This window comes from Streptomyces sp. NPDC090741 (genome assembly GCF_044769045.1).
In the GTDB taxonomy this organism is placed as follows: Bacteria; Actinomycetota; Actinomycetes; order Streptomycetales; family Streptomycetaceae; genus Streptomyces.
The window spans coordinates 150,837-170,539 of sequence record NZ_JBIVXF010000012.1 but is presented as its reverse complement, the minus strand read 5'-3'; the positions used below and the strand labels follow the sequence as shown (position 1 = coordinate 170,539).

At 71.5% G+C, this 19,703-nt stretch carries 20 protein-coding genes and 1 pseudogene; 13 read left to right on the top strand and 8 right to left on the bottom strand.

Going from position 1 to position 19,703, the window contains the following annotated elements:
* Window positions 1-101: 101 nt before the first annotated feature.
* Complete coding sequence (locus tag ACIQU4_RS29520) at window positions 102-572, bottom strand: Lrp/AsnC family transcriptional regulator (RefSeq protein WP_383519709.1); 471 nt, start codon at window positions 570-572, stop codon at window positions 102-104.
* A gap of 130 nt (window positions 573-702) precedes the next feature.
* Between ACIQU4_RS29520 and hppD the strand changes: the two genes are divergently transcribed.
* Window positions 703-1,857 (top strand): 4-hydroxyphenylpyruvate dioxygenase, encoded by a 1,155-nt coding sequence (gene hppD, locus ACIQU4_RS29515; RefSeq protein ID WP_403736925.1) that lies wholly within the window; start codon window positions 703-705, stop codon window positions 1,855-1,857.
* A gap of 120 nt (window positions 1,858-1,977) precedes the next feature.
* On the opposite strand, the gene ACIQU4_RS29510 is transcribed toward hppD, so the two are convergent.
* Window positions 1,978-3,531, bottom strand: a complete 1,554-nt coding sequence (locus tag ACIQU4_RS29510) for a hypothetical protein (RefSeq protein ID WP_403736922.1) — start codon at window positions 3,529-3,531, stop codon at window positions 1,978-1,980.
* Window positions 3,532-3,645: 114 nt separating this feature from the next.
* On the opposite strand from ACIQU4_RS29510, the gene ACIQU4_RS29505 reads away from it, so the two are divergent.
* Window positions 3,646-5,049, top strand: coding sequence for an FAD-binding oxidoreductase (locus ACIQU4_RS29505; protein WP_403737128.1), 1,404 nt, complete (start codon window positions 3,646-3,648; stop codon window positions 5,047-5,049).
* A gap of 59 nt (window positions 5,050-5,108) precedes the next feature.
* Here ACIQU4_RS29505 and ACIQU4_RS29500 read toward each other — a convergent pair whose 3' ends face one another.
* Window positions 5,109-5,588: an SsgA family sporulation/cell division regulator gene (locus ACIQU4_RS29500; protein WP_403736919.1), complete on the bottom strand. Its 480-nt coding sequence runs from the start codon at window positions 5,586-5,588 to the stop codon at window positions 5,109-5,111.
* A 276-nt stretch (window positions 5,589-5,864) separates the two neighbouring features.
* On the opposite strand from ACIQU4_RS29500, the gene ACIQU4_RS29495 reads away from it, so the two are divergent.
* Both ACIQU4_RS29495 and ACIQU4_RS29490 read left to right on the top strand, forming a co-directional pair.
* Window positions 5,865-7,514, top strand: coding sequence for an RDD family protein (locus ACIQU4_RS29495; protein ID WP_403736917.1), 1,650 nt, complete (start codon window positions 5,865-5,867; stop codon window positions 7,512-7,514).
* A gap of 88 nt (window positions 7,515-7,602) precedes the next feature.
* A complete protein-coding gene (locus tag ACIQU4_RS29490) occupies window positions 7,603-8,265 on the top strand; it encodes an RDD family protein (RefSeq protein WP_403736915.1) in 663 nt (220 codons plus the stop codon).
* 39 nt (window positions 8,266-8,304) lie between these two features.
* Here ACIQU4_RS29490 and ACIQU4_RS29485 read toward each other — a convergent pair whose 3' ends face one another.
* Window positions 8,305-8,694, bottom strand: coding sequence for a hypothetical protein (locus ACIQU4_RS29485; RefSeq protein WP_403736913.1), 390 nt, complete (start codon window positions 8,692-8,694; stop codon window positions 8,305-8,307).
* A gap of 436 nt (window positions 8,695-9,130) precedes the next feature.
* Here ACIQU4_RS29485 and ACIQU4_RS29480 point away from each other — a divergent pair, with 436 nt between their 5' ends.
* Both ACIQU4_RS29480 and ACIQU4_RS29475 read left to right on the top strand, forming a co-directional pair.
* Window positions 9,131-11,491 carry an immune inhibitor A domain-containing protein gene (locus ACIQU4_RS29480; RefSeq protein WP_403736910.1) on the top strand — a complete coding sequence of 787 codons (2,361 nt, stop codon included), beginning with the start codon at window positions 9,131-9,133 and terminating at the stop codon, window positions 11,489-11,491.
* A gap of 113 nt (window positions 11,492-11,604) precedes the next feature.
* The gene (locus ACIQU4_RS29475) at window positions 11,605-11,907 is read left to right on the top strand and encodes a hypothetical protein (protein ID WP_030158646.1); all 303 of its coding nucleotides are present in this window, start codon (window positions 11,605-11,607) and stop codon (window positions 11,905-11,907) included.
* Between the two features lie 18 nt (window positions 11,908-11,925).
* Here the strand turns inward: ACIQU4_RS29475 and ACIQU4_RS29470 are convergent, their stop codons facing one another.
* Window positions 11,926-12,519: a nicotinamidase gene (locus ACIQU4_RS29470; RefSeq protein ID WP_403736906.1), complete on the bottom strand. Its 594-nt coding sequence runs from the start codon at window positions 12,517-12,519 to the stop codon at window positions 11,926-11,928.
* A 109-nt stretch (window positions 12,520-12,628) separates the two neighbouring features.
* Window positions 12,629-13,957 (bottom strand): nicotinate phosphoribosyltransferase, encoded by a 1,329-nt coding sequence (locus ACIQU4_RS29465; RefSeq protein WP_403736903.1) that lies wholly within the window; start codon window positions 13,955-13,957, stop codon window positions 12,629-12,631.
* 81 nt (window positions 13,958-14,038) lie between these two features.
* On the opposite strand from ACIQU4_RS29465, the gene clpS reads away from it, so the two are divergent.
* From clpS to ACIQU4_RS29430, 7 genes are all read left to right on the top strand, one after another.
* Entirely contained in the window at window positions 14,039-14,353 is a 315-nt protein-coding gene (gene clpS / locus ACIQU4_RS29460) for an ATP-dependent Clp protease adapter ClpS (protein ID WP_078622182.1), read from the top strand.
* Window positions 14,353-14,970, top strand: coding sequence for a DUF2017 domain-containing protein (locus ACIQU4_RS29455; protein ID WP_403736900.1), 618 nt, complete (start codon window positions 14,353-14,355; stop codon window positions 14,968-14,970). The genes clpS and ACIQU4_RS29455 overlap by 1 nt, the downstream gene beginning before the upstream one ends.
* A 340-nt stretch (window positions 14,971-15,310) precedes the next feature.
* On the top strand, window positions 15,311-16,771 hold the full coding sequence (locus tag ACIQU4_RS29450) for an amino acid permease (RefSeq protein ID WP_403736897.1): 1,461 nt from the start codon (window positions 15,311-15,313) through the stop codon (window positions 16,769-16,771).
* A gap of 101 nt (window positions 16,772-16,872) precedes the next feature.
* The gene (locus tag ACIQU4_RS29445; protein WP_403736894.1) at window positions 16,873-17,295 is read left to right on the top strand and encodes a Mov34/MPN/PAD-1 family protein; all 423 of its coding nucleotides are present in this window, start codon (window positions 16,873-16,875) and stop codon (window positions 17,293-17,295) included.
* A 77-nt stretch (window positions 17,296-17,372) separates the two neighbouring features.
* Window positions 17,373-17,480, top strand: a complete 108-nt coding sequence (locus ACIQU4_RS29440) for a putative leader peptide (protein WP_324603773.1) — start codon at window positions 17,373-17,375, stop codon at window positions 17,478-17,480.
* 81 nt (window positions 17,481-17,561) lie between these two features.
* Window positions 17,562-17,840 (top strand): MoaD/ThiS family protein, encoded by a 279-nt coding sequence (locus tag ACIQU4_RS29435; RefSeq protein ID WP_403736892.1) that lies wholly within the window; start codon window positions 17,562-17,564, stop codon window positions 17,838-17,840.
* Window positions 17,840-18,790, top strand: coding sequence for a PLP-dependent cysteine synthase family protein (locus tag ACIQU4_RS29430; protein WP_403736889.1), 951 nt, complete (start codon window positions 17,840-17,842; stop codon window positions 18,788-18,790). The genes ACIQU4_RS29435 and ACIQU4_RS29430 overlap by 1 nt, the downstream gene beginning before the upstream one ends.
* 93 nt (window positions 18,791-18,883) lie before the next feature.
* On the opposite strand, the pseudogene ACIQU4_RS29425 reads toward ACIQU4_RS29430, so the two are convergent.
* Both ACIQU4_RS29425 and ACIQU4_RS29420 read right to left on the bottom strand, forming a co-directional pair.
* A pseudogene (locus ACIQU4_RS29425) lies at window positions 18,884-19,263 on the bottom strand (DUF488 domain-containing protein).
* Window positions 19,260-19,679, bottom strand: coding sequence for a hypothetical protein (locus tag ACIQU4_RS29420; protein WP_403736886.1), 420 nt, complete (start codon window positions 19,677-19,679; stop codon window positions 19,260-19,262). The pseudogene ACIQU4_RS29425 and the gene ACIQU4_RS29420 overlap by 4 nt, the downstream one beginning before the upstream one ends.
* Window positions 19,680-19,703: the final 24 nt, after the last annotated feature.

Here is a 19,703-nt window from a genome sequence, read left to right as displayed (position 1 = left end):
GAGTTGCAAAGACTTCTATGCAAGGGTTTATTTGCAACGTGTTCTTTGGAATCACGCGTCGGAACCACTCGAAGAACCACTCGAAGAACCAATCGAAGGCCTCAGCCCTCCCGCGCCGCCTGCTCCACCAGGGGGATCACCCGCAGTGGCACCGGGTTCTCCATGACGATCGCCGTCGAGGCGCGCACGATCCCCTCGAACCCGACCACCCGGTCGATGACCCGCTGCAGATCGGCGTTGGACCGGGCCACGAGCCGGCACAGCATGTCCCCGTGCCCGGTGGTGGTGTGCAGCTCCAGTACCTCCGGCACGCCGTTCAAGTGTGCCCGCACGTCGGCCCCTTGGCCCTGCTTGATCTCCAGCGTCGCGAATGCGGTCACCGGGTACCCGAGGGCCGCCGGGTCCACCTGGGGGCCGAAGCCGCGGATGACCCCGTTCGACTGGAGCCGGTCGAGCCGGGCCTGCACGGTGCCGCGGGCCACGCCGAGCCGGCGCGAGGCCTCCAGGACCCCGATCCGTGGCTCGCGTGCGAGCAGGACGATCAGCCGGCCGTCGAGTTCGTCGATCCCCATGGGTGCCTCCCGGGCGCGGGGGTGGTCATACTGCACAGATCTCTCAGCAATCCTCCGCCTCGACTGGGCAGCCTGTACAGCCAAACAGGAAACTATTGCGCAGCTTGTGGATCGGCGGGACTCTGCGCTCATGACTGAGTCTCTGGCGAACCTCGAAACCGTCCCGCACACCGCGCGTGAGGCAGACCCCTTCCCCGTGAAGGGCATGGACGCGGTGGTCTTCGCCGTGGGCAACGCCAAGCAGGCCGCGCACTACTACTCCACCGCGTTCGGCATGAAGCTCGTCGCCTACTCCGGACCGGAGAACGGCGTCCGCGAGACGGCCAGCTACGTCCTGACCAACGGCGCCGCGCGCTTCGTCCTGACCTCGGTCATCAAGGCGACGACGGACCACGGCCGCTTCCTCGCCGAGCACGTCGCCGACCACGGCGACGGCGTGGTCGACCTCGCGATCGAGGTCCCGGACGCGCGGGCCGCGTACGCGTTCGCCGTCGAGCACGGCGCGCGCGGCCTGGACGAGCCGTACGAGGTGAAGGACGAGCACGGCACGGTCGTGCTCGCCGCCATCGCCACGTACGGCCAGACCCGCCACACGCTGGTCGAGCGCAAGGACTACACCGGCCCCTACCTGCCTGGCTACGTCGCCGTCGACCCGCTGGTCGAGGGCCCGGCCAAGCGCACCTTCCAGGCCATCGACCACTGCGTGGGCAACGTCGAGCTCGGCCGGATGAACGAGTGGGTCGGGTTCTACAACAAGGTCATGGGCTTCACGAACATGAAGGAGTTCGTGGGCGACGACATCGCTACCGAGTACTCGGCGCTCATGTCGAAGGTGGTCGCGGACGGCACCCTGAAGGTGAAGTTCCCGATCAACGAGCCGGCGATCGCGAAGAAGAAGTCGCAGATCGACGAGTACCTGGAGTTCTACGGCGGCGCCGGCGTCCAGCACATCGCGCTCGCCTCGAACGACATCGTGGCGACCGTACGGTCGATGCGGGCGGCGGGCGTGGCCTTCCTGGACACCCCGGACTCGTACTACGACACGCTCGGCGAGTGGGCGGGCGAGACCCGCGTGCCGGTCGAGACCCTGCGCGAGCTGAAGATCCTCGTCGACCGCGACGAGGACGGCTACCTGCTGCAGATCTTCACCAAGCCGGTGCAGGACCGTCCGACGGTGTTCTTCGAGATCATCGAGCGGCACGGGTCGATGGGCTTCGGCAAGGGCAACTTCAAGGCGCTGTTCGAGGCGATCGAGCGGGAGCAGGCCAAGCGGGGCAACCTGTAGGTTGCGGGTTCCGGGCCCTTGGCGCCGCAGTCGGCGTCGGGGGCCCGACCCGTGCGGGCCGCGGTGGCGAATACGGGTGCGGCCCGGCTGCCGGGGGCTCTGCCCCCGGACCCCGAGGCCTCATACGCCGGCGGGGCCGGATTTCGCCGGCTTCGGCTTGGCCGCCTTCGGGAGGTCCGGGGCCACCCACGGCTTGGTCGGCTGCATGTTCTCCGGACCGCCCGCCGGCGGCTGGCCGATCGTGGCGAGGGCCGCCTTCGCCTGCTGGACCCGGACCGGCGAGAACCGCGGGTTCGTCCGCAGCGCCTCCTGCAAGTGCCTCCGGGCCCCGGCCTCATCGCCCAGGCCCCGCTCGATCATCGCCCGGTGGAACGCGAACTCCGCACTCCGCATCCCCCGGTCCGTCGACTTCTTCGCGTACTCCAGCGCCGCCGTGTCGTCACCCGTCTTGTGCAGCGCCCACGCCAGCGCGTCCGCCACCTCCATGCCCTTGTGCCGCGACCACTCCTGCGTCAGCCGCCGCACGGCCGCCGCCGGATCCCCGTGGTCCGCCTCGAACAGGCCCAGGACCACCGCCTCGTTCACCCCGTCCGCCGCGCCCCGCGCAGCGGCCGTACGCAGCATGCCGTACGGCGCCTTCGCCTCGTCCCCGCGCCCCAGCGCGTCCAGCAGCTCGCCCAGCTCCAGCGCCAGCCTCGGCACCTGCGCCCGGCCCAGCGCCATCCGGTAGTCCCGGACCGCCTCCCCGCCCCGGCCCAGCCCGGCCAGCGCCCTGGCCCGGCCGCCCAGCGCCTGCGCCTGCGCCGGGTCCGCGCGCAGCGCGCCCTCGTACTGGCGCAGCGCCTCCGCCACGTCGCCCCGCTCCCACGACAGCTCCCCGAGCCGGAACAGGACGTACGCCTTTTCCGCCGGCGCCTTCGCCGCGCCCCCCGCGTGCTCCATCGCCATCGTCGCGTCCTCGCGCCAGCCGCGGTCCCGGTAGACCTGTGAGGCCCGGATGAACGCGGCGAGCCCCGGCCTCAGGTCCAGCAGCCGTTCCATCGACCGCTCGGCGGCCTTGTAGTCGCCCAGGCCCGTGTACGCGTCCACCAGGACCGGGTACGCCGTCCACCGGCTCGGCGCCTGCGCCCGTACGAGCTCGCCCCACTTCCTGCCGGTCCCGAAGTCCCCCCGGGCATTGGCCAGCGTGCCCATGGCCGTCATCGCGTCGAAGTTGCCCTTCTCGGCAGGGCGGAGCTCCAGCGACCGCTTCAGCGCCTTCTCGGCCTTCGGATACCAGGCCGGCTCCGCCGTCCGGCGGGCCTGCTCCAGGTACGCCGCGCCGAGCACCGCCCAGGACGCCTCGTCCTTCTCGTGTCCCGCGACCCACTTCTCCCGGTCCGCGACCAGCGCCGTCAGGTCCACCGCCGCCGCCGGCGCACCCATGCCGACCGCCGACGCGGCCCGCTCCGTGGGCCCCGGCGGGCGGGCGTCGTCGCCCTGGCGGGCCGGCCGGATCACCAGGGCCCCGGCGATCAGCACCACCGCGACCCCGGCCGCCACGAGCGTCTTGCGGCCGGTGAAGGTCACGGGTGGCGCGGGCTGCTGTGCTTCCTCCTCGATGCGGGCGGCGCGAGCAGCACGAGCAGTACGGGCGATACGGGCGATACGCGCGGTACGGGTGGCACGGTCCATGGGGTCACTGTGCGTCAATATGAAGAGTTCGCCGAGGTGTCCGAAGCCCGTCGCGGCCGTGTTCACACCGATGGCCCCCGGTGCCACGCTGGGCTCATGGATGTCATGGATGTCATGGATGTCATGGACGGCGCAGGGGAAGACGATCTCTCCCCGCGTCTGCGCGCGAGCCTCCTGGAGGGGCTCCCGGCCGAGGCCCTCCTCACCGACCCCGAGGTGACGGCCTCCTACGCCACCGACATGGCCACCTTCTGCGCCGCCGGCACCCCGGCGGCCGTGGTCCTGCCCCGCACCGTCGAACAGGTGCAGCACGTGCTGCGCACCGCCACCGCCCTGCGGGTCCCCGTCGTCCCGCAGGGCGCCCGCACCGGCCTGTCGGGCGCCGCCAACGCCTCCGACGGCTGCATCCTGCTCTCCCTCGTCAAGATGGACCGGATCCTGGAGATCAACACCGTCGACCGCATCGCCGTCGTCGAACCCGGAGTCGTGAACGCGGTGCTCTCACGGGCCGTCGCCGACCGGGGCCTGTTCTACCCGCCCGACCCCTCCAGCTGGGAGCAGTGCACGATCGGCGGCAACATCGGCACCGCGTCCGGCGGCCTGTGCTGCGTCAAGTACGGGGTCACCGCCGAGTACGTGCTCGGCCTCGACGTGGTCCTCGCCGACGGACGGCTGCTGCGTACGGGGCGGCGCACCGCCAAGGGCGTCGCCGGATACGACCTCACCCGGCTCTTCGTCGGCTCCGAGGGCAGCCTCGGCGTCGTCGTCCAGGCCGTACTCGCCCTGCGCCCCGCGCCGCCCCGGCAGCTCGCGCTGGCCGCCGAGTTCCCCTCGGCCGCGGCCGCCTGCGCGGCCGTCTGCGCCGTCATGGAGGCCGGACTCACGCCCTCGCTGCTGGAGCTGATGGACCGTACGACCGTCCGCGCCGTCAACGCGCTCGGCAAGATGGGCCTGCCCGAGACCACCGAGGCCCTGCTGCTGGCCGCCTTCGACACCCCGAACGCGCCCGACGGCCTCGCCGCCGTGGGGGAGCTGTGCCGGGCCGCCGGGGCCACCGCCGTGGTCCCCGCCGAGGACGAGGCCGAGTCCGAACTGCTGCTCCAGGCCCGCCGGATGTCGCTGACCGCCCTGGACGCCCTGCGCCCCGCGACGATGATCGACGACGTCTGCGTACCGCGCTCGCGGCTCGCCGAGATGCTGGACGGGACGGCCGCCATCGCCCGCGCGTACGACCTGCTCATCGGGGTCTGCGCGCACGCCGGCGACGGCAACACGCACCCGGTGGTCTGTTTCGACCCGGCCGACGAGGACGAGACGCGGCGGGCCCGCGAGTCCTTCGACGAGATCATGGCGCTGGGGCTGGCCCTGGGCGGGACCATCACCGGCGAGCACGGGGTCGGGGTCCTCAAGAAGGAGTGGCTCGCGCGCGAACTGGGACCGGTGGGGCTGGAGATGCAGCGCGCGGTCAAGCAGGCCTTCGACCCGCTCGGCCTGCTCAACCCCGGCAAGCTCTTCTGACCGTACGCCGGGTATGGAGGGCGCGGGGTGGACGAGACGGAGGTGGCGGATCCGCATGATCACAGGTCCCCGTCCGCCGACTCGTCCGACGGCCACGGGTCCCGCATCCACAGGTCGTCGGCCGGGGTCGGCGCGAGCAGCTCCGCCAGCGCGGCGTCCAGCCCCAGCCGGTCGGCCTCGGTGCCGGGCGGGACCACGCGCAGCGTGCGCTCCAGCCACGCCGACACGGCGGAGGCCGGGGCCTCCAGCAGGGCGTCGCCGTCGGGGGAGGTGAGCACCATGCAGAGGACGGCCCTGTTGTCGACCTTGGTGGGCCAGATCCGGACGTCTCCGTGGCCGCACGGGCGGAACACCCCCTCGACCAGCAGTTCGCGGGCGAAGGTCCAGTTGACCGGCGTGCTGGAGCCGGTGTGGAAGGTGATGTGCACCGCGTACGGGTCGTCCGTCAGGTAGACCAGCCGGGCCGGGACGGCGACGCTGCGCTCGGGGGACAGGACCAGCTTGAGTTCCAGCTCGCGCTCGACGACGGGGTGGTGCATGGCGGCCTCACTTCGGTTCTTCGGTTCTCCGGTTCGTGGTGCGGGGCCGGGTTCGCGCCCCACACCCGGAGAGAGCGCCGATGTGCCCGGGTATGACGCGACTTCGTGCACCGGATCGGGGATTGGCCGGATCCTGTCGGGTGACCGAAAATAGCCGTAGGGCGCGGCGTTCGCTCAAAGGCTTGGATTCTCCCGTTACCGGACCTGTCGGGGCACGGTTCTTGGCTATGGTCCTCCCCTTGCACAAGCCTCAAGCCACGATCGGAGTTGGGGACATTGACGGCCTCCCCTGGTGACGGCGAGCACGCGGCCCGCGAGGGCTACTACCCCGATCCGTCCATCCCCGGGTTCGTCCGGTACTGGAACGGCCTCAACTGGGTTCCGGGTACGAGCCGCCCTGCCCCTGCCGCCCCTGCCCCCGCCGCCGCCCCTGCCCGGTCCGACGAGACGGGGCCGGTGTTCCTGGACGAGACCGGCGTGACCGAGGCGCTGCCGGAGCCGGAGCCGGCCGCCCCCGCGGGGCCCGCGGCTTCGTGGCAGGCCGACCCCCTGCACCAGTCCGGCTTCGGCGGGCCGCGCGACCACCGGGTGTCCTGGGGCGGCCCGGCGCAGCCGGAGCCCGACGGGGGGCACGCGCCCGCCCGTTCGGCTCCGGCGGGGGTCTCGACGGGCCGCGGGCCGCGCCCGGAGCCGCTGGAGGCGGCCGAACGGGCGGAGCGCGGGCCGGGGGTGTCCTTCGCCCGTACCGCGGAGCGGTTCCCCGCGCAGGCCGCCGTACGGGGCTCCGCCGAGAACGTGGGCATCCTGTCGGCCCGCTCCCCGGCCGCCCCGGCCCCGGCTCCCTTTCCCGTCGAGCCCGAGTGGCCCGACGCCCCCGGCGGCAGCGCCGGCCCGTCCGGCCTCACCTCGTCGTGGCCGCAGACCCCCCTCCGCCGCGACCCGTCACCCCGCCCCGAGCCGGAGATCCCGGCAGGTTGGGACCCGATGTCCCGCCCCGAGCCGGAGGCCCCGGCGGACCCCGCCCCGTGGTCGCAGGCCCCGCCCCGCCGCGAACCAGCCGCCCCGCCCCGCCGCGAACCGGCCGCCCCGGCGGGCTGGGCCCCGGCCGCCCGGCCCGAGCCGGAGGCCCCGGCGGACCGCGCCCCGTGGTCGCCGACCCCGGTACGCCGTGACCCGGCGGCGGACCCCGAGCCCGCGGTGCCGGCGTGGCGCGACCGGTCCGCCCGGCCCCAGTCCGAGGCGCAGGCGGACCCCTTCGCGCCGGAGGCGTCGTCCGCCGCGCAGGCCCCGGCGGCCCGCCGCCCCGCCCCGACCGGCCAGGCCTCCGCGCCTGCCCCCCGCCGGGCCGCCGCCCCCGCCGAAGCGGATCACGGCCTCGAAGCCGGTTCGGCGCCGGCGGCCGGCCGCGGCGTGCCCCGGGTCACCGAGCGGGCCGTGTTCGAGCGGATGGCGGAGCGGGTCACCCGGCCCGCCGGGCTCGTACGCCGGGCCGTGGCCCGCGCGCTGGACACCCTCGTACTCGCCGCGGTCGCGGCGGGCACCGCCCGGCCCCTCGTCCCCGCGGCCACCGCCCACCTGGAGGCCAAGGTCGACGCCGCCAAGGGCAGCGGCCGGACCACCACCGTATGGCTGTTCGACACCACCGTCGCCGGATACCTCGGCCTCGTCCTGGGTGCCGTACTGCTCTTCGGGGTGTTCTACGAGGTGCTCCCCACCGCCCGCTGGGGCCGCACGCCCGGCAAGAAGCTCCTCGGGATCCGGGTGCTGTCCGCCGCCACCCTGCGCCCGCCCACGTTCGGCGCCGCCCTGCGCCGCTGGCTGGTGTACGCGATCCTCGGGCTCCCCGGCAGCCTCTGGTGCCTCGGGGACCGGCCCTGCCGCCGGGGCTGGCACGACCGGGCGGCCAAGACGTACGTGGCCCGCTGACGCCCGCCCGCGGGCCGGAGGGAGACCCCTTCCCCCGAACGGACGCCGTCCCGTTGCGGGGTTCGCGGAGCCGGGTTCGACTCGGGCCATGAGTACCGATCAGCCGCCGCCGGGCCAGCCGCCCGAGGACGACCCGTTCCTCAAGAAGCCCCAGGAACCGACGCCTCCGTCGGGCGGTTCGCCGTACGACCGGCCCCCGGGCGGCCCGCCACCCCCACCGCCCGGCGGCCCGTACGGCGGGAGCGGTGGCTACGGCATGCCCGACCCGCTCGCCGGCATGCCCCCGCTGGCCGACTTCGGCAAGCGGCTCGGGGCCCGCATCATCGACGTCGTCATCGTGCTCGTGCCGCTGTTCCTCATCCAGCTGGCGTTCGGCACGAACCGGTACAACGTCGAGACGAACAAGGGGGAGGACGTCAGCGAGGTCTTCACCAAGTCGTACAGCGGCAGCGGCCTGGTGATGACGCTGATCTCGATCGTCCTGTTCGTCGGCTACGACTGGTGGTTCACCAAGAAGGACGGCAGGACCATCGGCAAGAGGGCGCTCGGGCTGCGCGTCGCGATGCTCAACGACGGCAGCGTCCCGCAGTCGGGCGCGTCGCTCGGCCGCGCCGCCGTGCTCTGGCTGCCGGCGCTCATCTGCTGCCCCTGCCTGTGGGAGATCGTGCTGATCGTGTCGATCCTCGTGGACAAGCCGTACAAGCAGGGCCTCCACGACAAGGCGGGCAAGACCGTGGTGGTCAGCGCATAGCGGCGGAGCGCACCGGCGTACGGCAGGACCGCGTACGACTCAGTGGTGCACCGGCTGTTCGACGGCGGCCGTCCGGGGCTCATGCACCCGGGCGGCCGCCGTCGCGTCCGCGGGGACCGGCTCGGGCGCGCTCCCGGGGGCGGCGGGGGTGATTCCGGGCGTGATTCCGGGCGTGATTTCGGTAACACCGGGGGAAACGCGGGGGGTGCGGGCGGCGGCCCGGGCCGTCCCGGCCGGAGCCGCGTGCCGGCCGCGCCGGCGGGGGCTGGCCGCGGTGAGCGCGACGAGCAGTCCGAGGGCCAGTGCGGCGGTGGCGATGACGGCGATCCCGCGCCCCGTGCTCGTCTGCGAGAGCAGAAGCATGGCGATGGTCGACACGACGACGGTGGCGGACCCGTAGAACAACTGGGCTGCAGTCGGACGCGGCATGGCGGTATCCGTCCTCAAGGCGGGGAGGGGGAGTCTGCTCAACTAGGTCGCGCGTCTGGCGACTCTACGTCGGGGGATTCCCGAGCGGAACCGCCAGTAAGCGTGACCTAACCCACGGTGCCCGGCGCACGGGGGGCGTACGGGATCACTCGCCCGTCACACGGCGGGGGTCGGGACGCGGCCTTCGTCCCATCTGGCAGAGGAACGTCCGTATACCGGAACTCCCTGACCGCATAGTGCAGTTGTAAGGAACAAGTCAAGGTCTGTCTTTTCCCTCGACTCTCCGGTCAAATGTCGTCACTTGAGACGCGCGCCGCGCGGAACCCCCCACTCCAACGGAGATGTTCCGACCTGTGTCGCGGCCGCGGGAGGGGAACGACATCAAGTGACCAGCAATTCCGCTAGCAGACGAGCGCTGCGCGCCGCAGCCGTCGGTGTGACCCTGGCCGCAACCGCGGCTTCCGGCGCCTTCCTCGTCACCGCCCAGGCTTCCGAGGCGCCGTCGACCGCGCCCGCCTCGGACCGGCAGGACCCGACCGCCTCGGCGAAGGAGGCGGTCCAGCACAACCTGAAGGGCCCGTTCAGCGACCAGCAGGCGCAGGCGCGCGAAGCCGCCCTGGACCAGGTCCTGTCCGGCAAGAAGACCGTGGAGCAGCGGGGCGCTTCCAAGGTCGTCAAGCTCGACGACAAGAAGTACGTCGAGCTCGGCCGCGAGAAGACCGACAAGATCTTCACGATCCTCGTCGAGTTCGGCGACCAGGTCGACAACACGACCATGTTCGACCCGGACGGTCCGGACGGCCCGAAGCCCGCGGTGCCGAAGTACGGCGGCAACGCCGGCCCGGCGCGGAACCAGATCGCCGAGCCGGACCGCGCCACGAACAACAGCACCGCCTGGCGCAAGGACTTCAGCCGCGACTACTTCCAGGACCTGTACTTCGGTACCGGCCAGGGCAAGAACTCGCTGAAGACCTACTACGAGAAGACCTCCTCGGGCCGTTACTCGGTCGAGGGCCAGGTCGCCGACTGGGTCAAGATCCCGTACAACGAGGCCCGTTACGGCTCGAACTACTGCGGTCAGACCAACTGCGCCAACGTGTGGGACACCGTCCGCGACGGTGTCAACGCGTGGGTCGACGCCCAGAAGAAGGCCGGCAAGACCGACGCCGAGATCAAGGCCACGCTGGCCCAGTACGACCAGTGGGACCGCAACGACTTCGACGGCGACGGCAACTTCAACGAGCCCGACGGCTACATCGACCACTTCCAGATCGTCCACGCGGGCGAGGACGAGTCGGCCGGTGGCGGTGTCCAGGGCACCAACGCGCTGTGGGCGCACCGCTGGTACGCCTACGGCACCGACGCGGGCAAGACCGGCCCGGCGAACAACAAGGCCGGCGGCACCCAGATCGGCGACACCGGCATCTGGGTCGGCGACTACACGATGCAGCCGGAGAACGGCGGCCTCGGCGTCTTCGCGCACGAGTACGGCCACGACCTCGGTCTGCCGGACCTCTACGACACCACCGGTGCCAGCGACAACTCGGTGGGCTTCTGGTCCCTGATGTCGGCCGGCTCCTGGCTCGGTGACGGCAAGGACTCCATAGGCAACCTCCCGGGCGACATGACTGCCTGGGACAAGCTCCAGCTGGGCTGGCTGGACTACGACACGGCCAAGGCCGCGACGAAGTCCACCCACAAGCTGGGTGTGTCGGCGTACAACACCAAGGACAAGCAGGCGCTGGTCGTCGAGCTGCCGAACAAGCAGGTCAAGACCGACATCGTCGCTCCCGCCGAGGGCTCCTCGCAGTGGTGGAGCAACATGGGTGACGACCTCAAGAACACCCTCGCCCGCCCGGTCGACCTGACCGGCAAGTCCTCCGCCGCCGTGTCCCTCAAGGGCTGGTGGGACATCGAGAAGGACTACGACTACCTCTACGCCGAGGTGTCCACCGACGGCGGCGCCACCTGGACCGTCCTGAACGGCACGGCCAACGGCAAGGCCATCCCGGCCGACGCCGCGGGCAACGCCGGTCTGACCGACGCCTCCGCCGGCTGGCAGGACCTGAACTACCCGCTCGACGCCTACGCCGGCAAGAAGATCGACCTGCGCTTCCGCTACCAGACGGACGGCGGCGCGGGCGGCAAGGGCTTCACCGGTGACGCCTTCAAGATCACCGCGGACGGCCAGACCCTGTTCACCGACGGCGCCGAGAACGGCGACAACGGCTGGACCGGCAAGGGCTTCTCGCGCATCGGCGCCGGCTTCACCAAGGACTACCCGCAGTACTACATCGCGGAGAACCGCCGCTACGTCTCGTACGACTCCACCCTCAAGGTGGGCCCGTACAACTTCGGCTTCACCAACACGAAGCCGGGCTGGGTCGAGCACTACCCGTACCAGGACGGCCTGCTGATCTGGCTGTGGGACAAGTCCCAGAAGGACAACAACACCAGCCAGCACCCGGGCTCGGGTCTGATCCTCCCGATCGACGCCAACGCCAAGCCGATGAAGTGGTCGGACGGCACCCTGCTGCGGAACAAGATCCAGCCGTACGACGCGACCTTCAGCGCGTACTCGACGGACGCCTTCACCCTGCACAAGAACGGTGAGGCGCTGTTCCTGAAGCCGAAGCCCGCGAACCTGGTCTTCGACGACCACAAGGGCAAGTACTACTACGACGAGAACCCGACCGGTTCGGTGAAGGTCACTGACACCAACACCAAGATCAAGATCGTGAAGGAGCCGTACGACGGTCTCCAGATGACGGTCGAGGTCGGCCCCGCCGCCAAGTAATTCGGTAAACCCGCAGGTCAAAACATGATCGGCCGTCGCCCCCTAGCGGGCGGCGGCCGATCGCGTTTAGATGCGGGTGCGAGTTTTTCTTATTGACGGGGGAGCTGAAGATCATGCCCGGTGGAGGTTTCGTCAGATTGCCAGGCGGCAGCGTGGTGGTCGCACTCACGCTGCCGCGGCCCTGCGGCGAGGGCGGGAACGTCCGCGTCCTGGTGCACGCCGCGAACCGGGCCCGCGCCCTGACCAGGCTGCGGAACCTCGGCATGCGGGCGGTGTACCTGCGCGGCAACGCACAGCCGCCGACCCCGGACGAGGTCACGGCCGTCCTGCACCACCCGGACGGCCTGCTGTGGCGCGGCGCCCCGGACCGGGCGCAGGAGCTCTGGCACCCGATCCGGGCCCTGCTGGGGCACTAGGAGGTGTCTTACGGGGCCTTAGCGGAGGCTCTCGCCCGTCAGCTTGACGCCGGCCGAGCGGAGCTCCTCGACCGCCCGGGCGGCGGTGTGGGGGGCGACGGCGGCCGTCAGGTCCAGCAGCACGCGGGTGGCGAAGCCGGCGCGGGCGGCGTCCAGGGCCGTGGCCCGTACGCAGTGGTCGGTGGCGATCCCGACGACGTCGACCTCGGTGACCTGCCGCTCGCGCAGCCACTGCGCGAGCGGGGTGCCGTTCTCGTCGGCGCCCTCGAAACCGCTGTACGCGGCCTCGTACGCGCCCTTGTCGAAGACGGCGGCCACGGCGCCGGAGGCGACGGCGGGGGCGAAGTTCGGGTGGAACCCGACGCCCTCGGTCCCGGCGACGCAGTGGACCGGCCAGGAGGTCTCGTAGTCCGGCTCGGCCGGGGGGTGCGCGAAGTGCGACCCGGGGTCGACGTGGTGGTCGCGGGTCGCGACCACGTGCCGGTAGCCGGCCGTGGCCTGGCCGATCAGCTCGGTGATGGCGGCGGCGACATCGGCCCCGCCGGTGACCGCGAGGCTGCCGCCTTCGCAGAAGTCGTTCTGTACGTCGACGACGATCAGTGCGCGGTGCATGTCGCGTGTCCTTCGGTTGTCGTGTTTGCCGCTGCGCGGGCTCTTCCCCCGCCCCGCCCCTTCCCGAAACCGGGGGCGGCACCCCCGGCCCCGGGGCGGCACCCCGGGGCTAGGCGTACTCCGTCGGGATGACCGGCTCGCCGCGCGAGAGCTGCGTCGCCGAGAGGGGGAGGCCTGCGCAGGCCTCGCGGTGTCGGTCGCGGGCCGCCTCCAGGGGCTCGCGGGCCACCACCTCGCCCGCCTTCACCAGCTGGACGAGGAGCTGGGTGTCCGCGAACGCCGCCGGCACCGCGCCGGTCCCGACCACCTCCGCCTCCGCGACCCCCTCCGAGTCCATCCGTCGCGCCGCCCACTTGCGGCCGCCGATCGAGGTCTTCCCGCCCGTGGACTTCTTCGCCACCGGCACCAGCGGCGCCTTCGGGTCCGCAGACGTGGCCCGCGCCACCAGCTTGTAGACCATCGAGCACGTGGGGTGCCCGCTGCCCGTCACGAGCTGCGTGCCGACCCCGTACGCGTCCACCGGCGCCGCCGCCAGCGAGGCGATCGCGTACTCGTCCAGGTCCGAGGTCACCACGATCCGCGTCCCCGTCGCCCCCAGCTCGTCGAGCTGGTGGCGCACCCGGTGCGCGACGAGCAGCAGGTCGCCGGAGTCGATCCGGACCGCCCCCAGCCCCGTACCGGCGACCTCGACGGCCGTCCGTACGGCCTCCGCCACGTCGTAGGTGTCCACCAGCAGCGTGGTCCCGCTGCCCAGCGAGGCCACCTGGGCCTGGAAGGCGTCCCGCTCGGTGTCGTGCACCAGCGTGAAGGCGTGCGCCGAGGTCCCGACCGTCGGGATCCCGTACCGGAAGCCGGCCGCCAGGTCCGAGGTGGAGGCGAAGCCGCCGACGTAGGCAGCCCGCGAGGCGGCCACCGCCGCCAGCTCGTGCGTGCGCCGCGCGCCCATTTCGATCAGCGGCCGCCCGCCGGCCGCCGAGGCCATCCGGGAGGCGGCGGCCGCGATCGCCGAGTCGTGGTTCAGGATCGACAGGATCACGGTCTCCAGCAGCACGCACTCGGCGAAGCTGCCCTCGACGCGCAGGATCGGCGAGCCGGGGAAGTAGACCTCGCCCTCCGGGTAGCCCCAGATGTCGCCCGAGAAGCGGTACGAGGCGAGCCAGTCCAGCGTCCGCATGTCGACGACGGCACGCTCGCGCAGGAACTCCAGCACGGCCGCGTCGAAGCGGAAGTTCTCCACCGCGTCCAGGACGCGGCCGGTGCCCGCCACCACCCCGTAGCGGCGCCCCTCGGGCAGTCGCCGGGTGAAGACCTCGAAGACCGACCGGCGGTCGGCGGTGCCGTTCGCCAGGGCGGCCTGCAGCATCGTGAGCTCGTAATGATCCGTGAAGAGCGCTGTCGACGGCACGTCCACCGGCAGGCCCAGGTCCGCAGGGTTCATGCCTCGGATGCTAGCGCACATTTCGTCAAAGTGACGAGATCTCGGGACCCGTTTGTGCGACCGGCCGTTAGCAGTGGCAGCATGGGACAAGTGAGTGTTGCTCCCATTGAGATCGAACGCACCGAGTCGGCCGAAGAGACCTTCGCTGTCCCCGAACCCGACGTCCCCTGGGTGACCCTGGTGCACAACGACCCGGTCAACCTCATGAGCTACGTGACGTACGTGTTCCAGGCGTACTTCGGCTACTCCAAGGACAAGGCGCACAAGCTGATGCTCGACGTCCACCACAAGGGGCGCGCGGTCGTCTCCAGCGGCAGCCGCGAGGAAATGGAGCGCGACGTGCAGGCCATGCACGGCTACGGCCTGTGGGCGACCCTCTCCCAGGACCGCTTCTGATGGGGCGCTCCACCGGGATGTTCGAAGCCCTGAAGGGCGGCGGCGCCGTCATCGCGCTGGACGAGATCGAGATCTCCATCCTGCGCTCGCTGGCCGTGCAGCTGCTGGAGCTCGTCGGACCGGGCGCGCCCGAGCCCGAAGAGGACGCCGACCCGCTGGCCGTGCTGTTCGCCGAGGGCAACCAGGGGCCCACCGAGCGGCCCTCCGACCCCGCGCTGATCCGGCTCTTCCCCGACGCCTACGGCGGCCCCGGCCCCGAGGACCAGGGCGTCGACCCGGCCGAGCTGGCCGCCCGGTCGGCGGAGTTCCGCCGGTTCACCGAGAACGACCTGCGCACCCGCAAGCGGGAGGACGCGCTGGCCGTCGTACGGAGCCTGGACGGGCTCACGCCCGGCGGCGAGGGAGCGGCGGTGCTGGAGCTCAGCGGAGAGCTGCCGCTGCGCTGGCTGGGCGCGCTCAACGACCTGCGCCTGACCATCGCGGCCCGGCTCGACATCACCGAGGACGACGAGAGCGCCATGCTGTTCCGGCTGCCGGACGACGATCCGCGCAAGCCGATGGTGATGGCGTACCTGTGGCTCGGTGGCCTCCAGGAGACGCTCATCGAAACGCTCTGAGCCCCCGCAGTGAACCAACGGAGCAGCCGCTGAAGCGAACGCCGTTCGCTCAGCGGACGCTCAAATCCGGATAACGATCAGATCACCGTGATGCGGTGATCTGATGCGTTCCAGGACCTATGTCCTGAATTTATTGTGCGCCAGGTCACCTTTCCATGCCTCAGGCACCCGTAAGCCCGTGATAAATCTTCACGACCGCCGACGGGGCGCCACCCATGTCCCCCGGCCCGCTTGAACCGGCTGACCGCCGGGTGCAACTCCATCCGTATCCGGGGGGATCGAGGACCCGATCCGCTGCCTTCGAAGGCGCGGGTCGGCGTGGAGAAAGGCGCACCAAGACATGACCTCTGTGCAGGTCGAGCAGCACGACAAGACGCCCGGCGAGGGCGCCGCGGCCGAGGGCGGCGAGGGATACCACCGCGCACTCGGAGCCCGCCAGATCCAGATGATCGCGATCGGCGGAGCCATCGGCACCGGCCTCTTCCTGGGCGCCGGCAAGGCGATCTCGAAGGCCGGACCGAGCCTGATCCTGGCCTACGCCATCGCGGGCCTGGTCATCTTCTTCATCATGCGCGCCCTCGGCGAGCTGCTGATGTACCGCCCGGTCTCGGGCTCCTTCTCGGACTACGCCCGGGAGTTCCTCGGCCCCTTCTGGGGGTACGCGACCGGCTGGACGTACTGGCTCTTCTGGGTGGTCACCGGCATCACCGAGGTGACCGCGGCGGCCAAGTACATGTCGTACTGGACCCACGACAGCTTCCCGCAGTGGGCCTACGCGCTGATCTTCACGGTCATCCTCTACGCCGCCAACCTGATCTCCGTGAAGCTCTTCGGTGAGCTGGAGTTCTGGTTCTCCATGGTCAAGGTCACCGCCATCGTCGGCATGATCCTGATCTGCGCCGGCATCCTCACCGTCGGCTTCTCCGACGCCGCCGCCACCGCCTCCGTCTCCAACCTCTGGAGCGACCGCGGCTTCTTCCCCAACGGCATCGGCGAGACGCTGATGACGCTGCAGATCGTCATGTTCGCCTTCCTGGCGGTCGAGCTGGTCGGCGTCACCGCCGGCGAGTCGAAGGACCCCGAGAAGACCCTGCCCAAGGCCATCAACACCGTGCCGTGGCGCATCGCCGTCTTCTACGTCGGCGCGCTCATCATGATCATGTCGGTCATCCCGTGGTCCAACTTCAAGGCGGGCGAGAGCCCGTTCGTGCTGGCCTTCGAGAAGATGGGCCTCGGCGTCGGCGCCGCGATCGTCAACTTCGTCGTGCTGACCGCCGCGCTCTCCTCCTGCAACTCGGGCATGTACTCCACCGGCCGCATGCTGCGCGACCTCGCGCTCAACGGCCAGGGCCCGAAGGTCTTCACCAAGCTCACCAAGAGCGGCACCCCGCTGGTCGGCACCACCTTCTCCGCCGCGCTGATGCTGGTGGGCGTCTGGATCAACTACGTCGCCCCGGGCAAGGCCTTCGACTACGTCGTCTCCTTCGCCACCATCTCCGGCATGTGGGCCTGGATCATGATCCTGGTCTGCCAGATCCGCTACCGCGCCAAGGCCGACCGCGGCGAGCTGCCGCAGTCCCCCTTCCGGGCCCCCGGCGCCCCGTGGAGCAGCTGGTTCGCCCTGCTGTTCATCGGCATGGTCATCGTGATGATGGGCATCGACAAGGACTCCCGCGTCTCGCTGTACTGCGCGCCGCTGTGGGGCCTGATCCTGGGCGTCTCGTACCTGGTGCTCAAGAAGCGCAACCCGGCCGGAGCCGCCTTCAACAAGGCCGACAAGGTCTCCGAGCCGGCCGCCTAGTCGCCGCCCCGCTCGGGTCCCCAACGGCCCCGTGTCCAGCATCCGGGCCCTCCCGTACCACACCTCGGTACGGGAGGGCCCGTCTGCTTATCCTGTCGACCATGCTGACCCTCACCCAGACGCTGTACGACCGGATCGTCGAGCACGCCCGCAAGGACCACCCCGACGAGGCCTGCGGCGTCGTGGCCGGACCGGCCGGCACCGACCGCCCCGAGCGGTTCGTCCCGATGCTCAACGCGGCCCGCTCGCCCACGTTCTACGAGTTCGACTCGAAGGATCTGCTGAAGCTCTACCGCGAGCTCGACGACCGGGACGAGGAGCCCGTGATCGTCTACCACTCGCACACCGCGACCGAGGCCTACCCCTCCCGTACGGACGTCACCTACGCGAACGAGCCCGGCGCGCACTACGTCCTGGTCTCGACGGCGGACACCGACGGCCTCGGCGAGTTCCAGTTCCGCTCGTACCGGATCGTCGAAGGCGTCATCACGGAGGAAGAAGTGCAGGTCGTAGCGGGCTACTGACCACGATGTGAGCGGTTTGCGTCCACGATGCGGGATCACACTCCAAACGGGGGACCGGGAATCGTTAACATGACCGCATGGTTCCCCACGACGTGAGCATCGAGACGCCCGGCAGGCTGCTGCTCGTGGCGCGGCTGCACGTCGACCTGTGCCGTCTCGCCAGCAGCATCTGTCCTGCCGCCTGAGCACCACAGCCCCTCGCGCGGGGGCCCTTGCGCCGCGCGCCCTTTCGCCCCTCCCGCCTTACTTCACCACTGGAGCCTGCCATGGCCATCGAGGTCCGCATCCCCACCATCCTCCGCACCTACACCGACGGCGAGAAGGCCGTCAGCGGTGAGGGCACCACCCTGTCCGAGCTCTTCGCGGACCTGGAGAGGCGCCACAAGGGCATTGAGGAGCGCATCGTCGACGGCGGCAAGCTGCGCCGCTTCGTGAACGTCTACCTCAACGACGAGGACGTCCGCTTCCTGGACGGCATCTCCACCGCCCTCAAGGACGGCGACAGCGTCACCATCCTCCCGGCGGTCGCCGGCGGCTCCGTCTGATGCGCTACGACTCCCCGCTGGCCGCGGTCGGCAACACGCCGCTCGTCCGGCTGCCCCGGCTGTCGCCCTCGGACGACGTCCGCATCTGGGCCAAGCTGGAGGACCGGAACCCGACCGGCTCGATCAAGGACCGCCCCGCGCTCCACATGGTCGAGCAGGCCGAGAAGGACGGCCGGCTGACCCCCGGCTGCACGATCCTGGAGCCGACGTCGGGCAACACCGGCATCTCGCTGGCGATGGCGGCCAAGCTCAAGGGCTACCGGATCGTGTGCGTCATGCCGGAGAACACCTCGCAGGAGCGGCGTGACCTGCTGGCCATGTGGGGAGCCGAGATCATCTCTTCGCCGGCGGCGGGCGGATCGAACACCGCGGTCCGCGTGGCCAAGGAGCTGGCGGCGGAGCACCCCGACTGGGTGATGCTCTACCAGTACGGGAACCCGGACAACGCGGGCGCGCATTACGCGACGACGGGCCCCGAGATCCTGCGGGACCTCCCCTCGATCACCCACTTCGTGGCGGGCCTGGGCACGACGGGCACCCTGATGGGCGTGGGCCGCTACCTGCGCGAGCACGTGCCGGGCGTACGGATCGTCGCGGCGGAGCCGCGGTACGACGACCTGGTCTACGGCCTGCGCAACCTGGACGAGGGCTTCGTCCCGGAGCTGTACGACGCCTCGGTCCTGACCACCCGCTTCTCGGTGGGCTCGGCGGACGCGGTCACGCGCACCCGCGAACTCCTCCAGCAGGAGGGCATCTTCGCGGGCGTCTCGACCGGCGCCGCCCTGCACGCGGCGATCGGCGTGGGCCGCAAGGCGGTCGCGGCGGGCGAAACCGCGGACATCGTCTTCGTCGTGGCCGACGGCGGCTGGAAGTACCTGTCGACGGGCGTCTACACGGCGAAGACCACCGAAGAAGCGATCGAAGCCCTCCACGGCCAGCTCTGGGCCTGACCCCTCCGTGGCCCGGGGCTCCGCCCCGGGCCCGGGGCGGAGCCGTCACCCGGCGGAGCCGTCACCCGGCGGAGCCGTCACCCGGCGGAGCCGTCACCCGGACAGCAGGTCCGCCAGGATCGCGGCGTGGCCGGCGGCGGGGTCCTTGACCGCGGTCAGGAGGGTGAGCGGGCCCGCCTCGGCCAGCGTGCGCAGGCGGGCCAGTTCCGCCGCCGCCTCCGGCTCCGCCGGCTCCGCCTCGTAGCGGGCCCGGAACTCCTGCGCCGAGCCCCCGCCCCCGTGGAACCACGTGCGCAGCTCCCCGGACGGGGTCACCGCCTTCGGTCACCGGTCCACCGCGGCCGCCGCCTCCGCCAGACCCCGCGGCCACAGCCGGTCCACGAGCACCCTCCCCCAGACTCCGTCCGGGGGGACCCCCAGCCGTCCGCCCCCGGCTCCGGGGGTTCGTACACCCGCCGCACCCGCACCATCAGCCGCCACCTCCGAGTCCCTTGACCTCGTCCCACACCGCAGGATCCAGGACTCCCAGCCGGCTGCGGAACTCCCAGACCCACACCTCCTCCGGCCGGTCCGCCTCCAGGAAGCTCGCCCGGCCCTGCGCCCCCACCGTCCCCGGCGGCAGCGGGATCACCCCGGCCCGCCGGTCGTCGTACTTCCCGCTGATCCACGCGACCCGCGCCCGGTGGGCCCGTACGGACGCCACCGCCAGCACCAGGCACAGCCGCCCGTCCGCGAGACACCACAGCTCACCGGCGCGCGGCTGCGGTGCCGCGCCCGGCCCGTGCGGCGGCGGGGCCCGCCGGGCGCGCCCCGGCCGCCGCCCCGCGACCAGCACCACCAGCACCACGGCCACCACCGCGACCGCCGCGGGCCACCAGGACGTGTCCATATTCCGAAGGTAGCCGCGCCCCCG

Excerpts from the sequence above, each read along its gene's own strand:
- ACIQU4_RS29520 (WP_383519709.1), bottom strand. The coding sequence starts at position 572 with ATGGGGATCGACGAACTCGACGGCCGGCTGATCGTCCTGCTCGCACGC.
- hppD (WP_403736925.1), top strand. The coding sequence starts at position 703 with ATGACTGAGTCTCTGGCGAACCTCGAAACCGTCCCGCACACCGCGCGT.
- ACIQU4_RS29510 (WP_403736922.1), bottom strand. The coding sequence starts at position 3,531 with ATGGACCGTGCCACCCGTACCGCGCGTATCGCCCGTATCGCCCGTACT.
- ACIQU4_RS29505 (WP_403737128.1), top strand. The coding sequence starts at position 3,646 with ATGGATGTCATGGACGGCGCAGGGGAAGACGATCTCTCCCCGCGTCTG.
- ACIQU4_RS29500 (WP_403736919.1), bottom strand. The coding sequence starts at position 5,588 with ATGCACCACCCCGTCGTCGAGCGCGAGCTGGAACTCAAGCTGGTCCTG.
- ACIQU4_RS29490 (WP_403736915.1), top strand. The coding sequence starts at position 7,603 with ATGAGTACCGATCAGCCGCCGCCGGGCCAGCCGCCCGAGGACGACCCG.
- ACIQU4_RS29485 (WP_403736913.1), bottom strand. The coding sequence starts at position 8,694 with ATGCCGCGTCCGACTGCAGCCCAGTTGTTCTACGGGTCCGCCACCGTC.
- ACIQU4_RS29475 (WP_030158646.1), top strand. The coding sequence starts at position 11,605 with ATGCCCGGTGGAGGTTTCGTCAGATTGCCAGGCGGCAGCGTGGTGGTC.
- ACIQU4_RS29470 (WP_403736906.1), bottom strand. The coding sequence starts at position 12,519 with ATGCACCGCGCACTGATCGTCGTCGACGTACAGAACGACTTCTGCGAA.
- ACIQU4_RS29465 (WP_403736903.1), bottom strand. The coding sequence starts at position 13,957 with ATGAACCCTGCGGACCTGGGCCTGCCGGTGGACGTGCCGTCGACAGCG.
- clpS (WP_078622182.1), top strand. The coding sequence starts at position 14,039 with ATGGGACAAGTGAGTGTTGCTCCCATTGAGATCGAACGCACCGAGTCG.
- ACIQU4_RS29455 (WP_403736900.1), top strand. The coding sequence starts at position 14,353 with ATGGGGCGCTCCACCGGGATGTTCGAAGCCCTGAAGGGCGGCGGCGCC.
- ACIQU4_RS29450 (WP_403736897.1), top strand. The coding sequence starts at position 15,311 with ATGACCTCTGTGCAGGTCGAGCAGCACGACAAGACGCCCGGCGAGGGC.
- ACIQU4_RS29445 (WP_403736894.1), top strand. The coding sequence starts at position 16,873 with ATGCTGACCCTCACCCAGACGCTGTACGACCGGATCGTCGAGCACGCC.
- ACIQU4_RS29440 (WP_324603773.1), top strand. The coding sequence starts at position 17,373 with ATGGTTCCCCACGACGTGAGCATCGAGACGCCCGGCAGGCTGCTGCTC.
- ACIQU4_RS29435 (WP_403736892.1), top strand. The coding sequence starts at position 17,562 with ATGGCCATCGAGGTCCGCATCCCCACCATCCTCCGCACCTACACCGAC.
- ACIQU4_RS29430 (WP_403736889.1), top strand. The coding sequence starts at position 17,840 with ATGCGCTACGACTCCCCGCTGGCCGCGGTCGGCAACACGCCGCTCGTC.
- ACIQU4_RS29420 (WP_403736886.1), bottom strand. The coding sequence starts at position 19,679 with ATGGACACGTCCTGGTGGCCCGCGGCGGTCGCGGTGGTGGCCGTGGTG.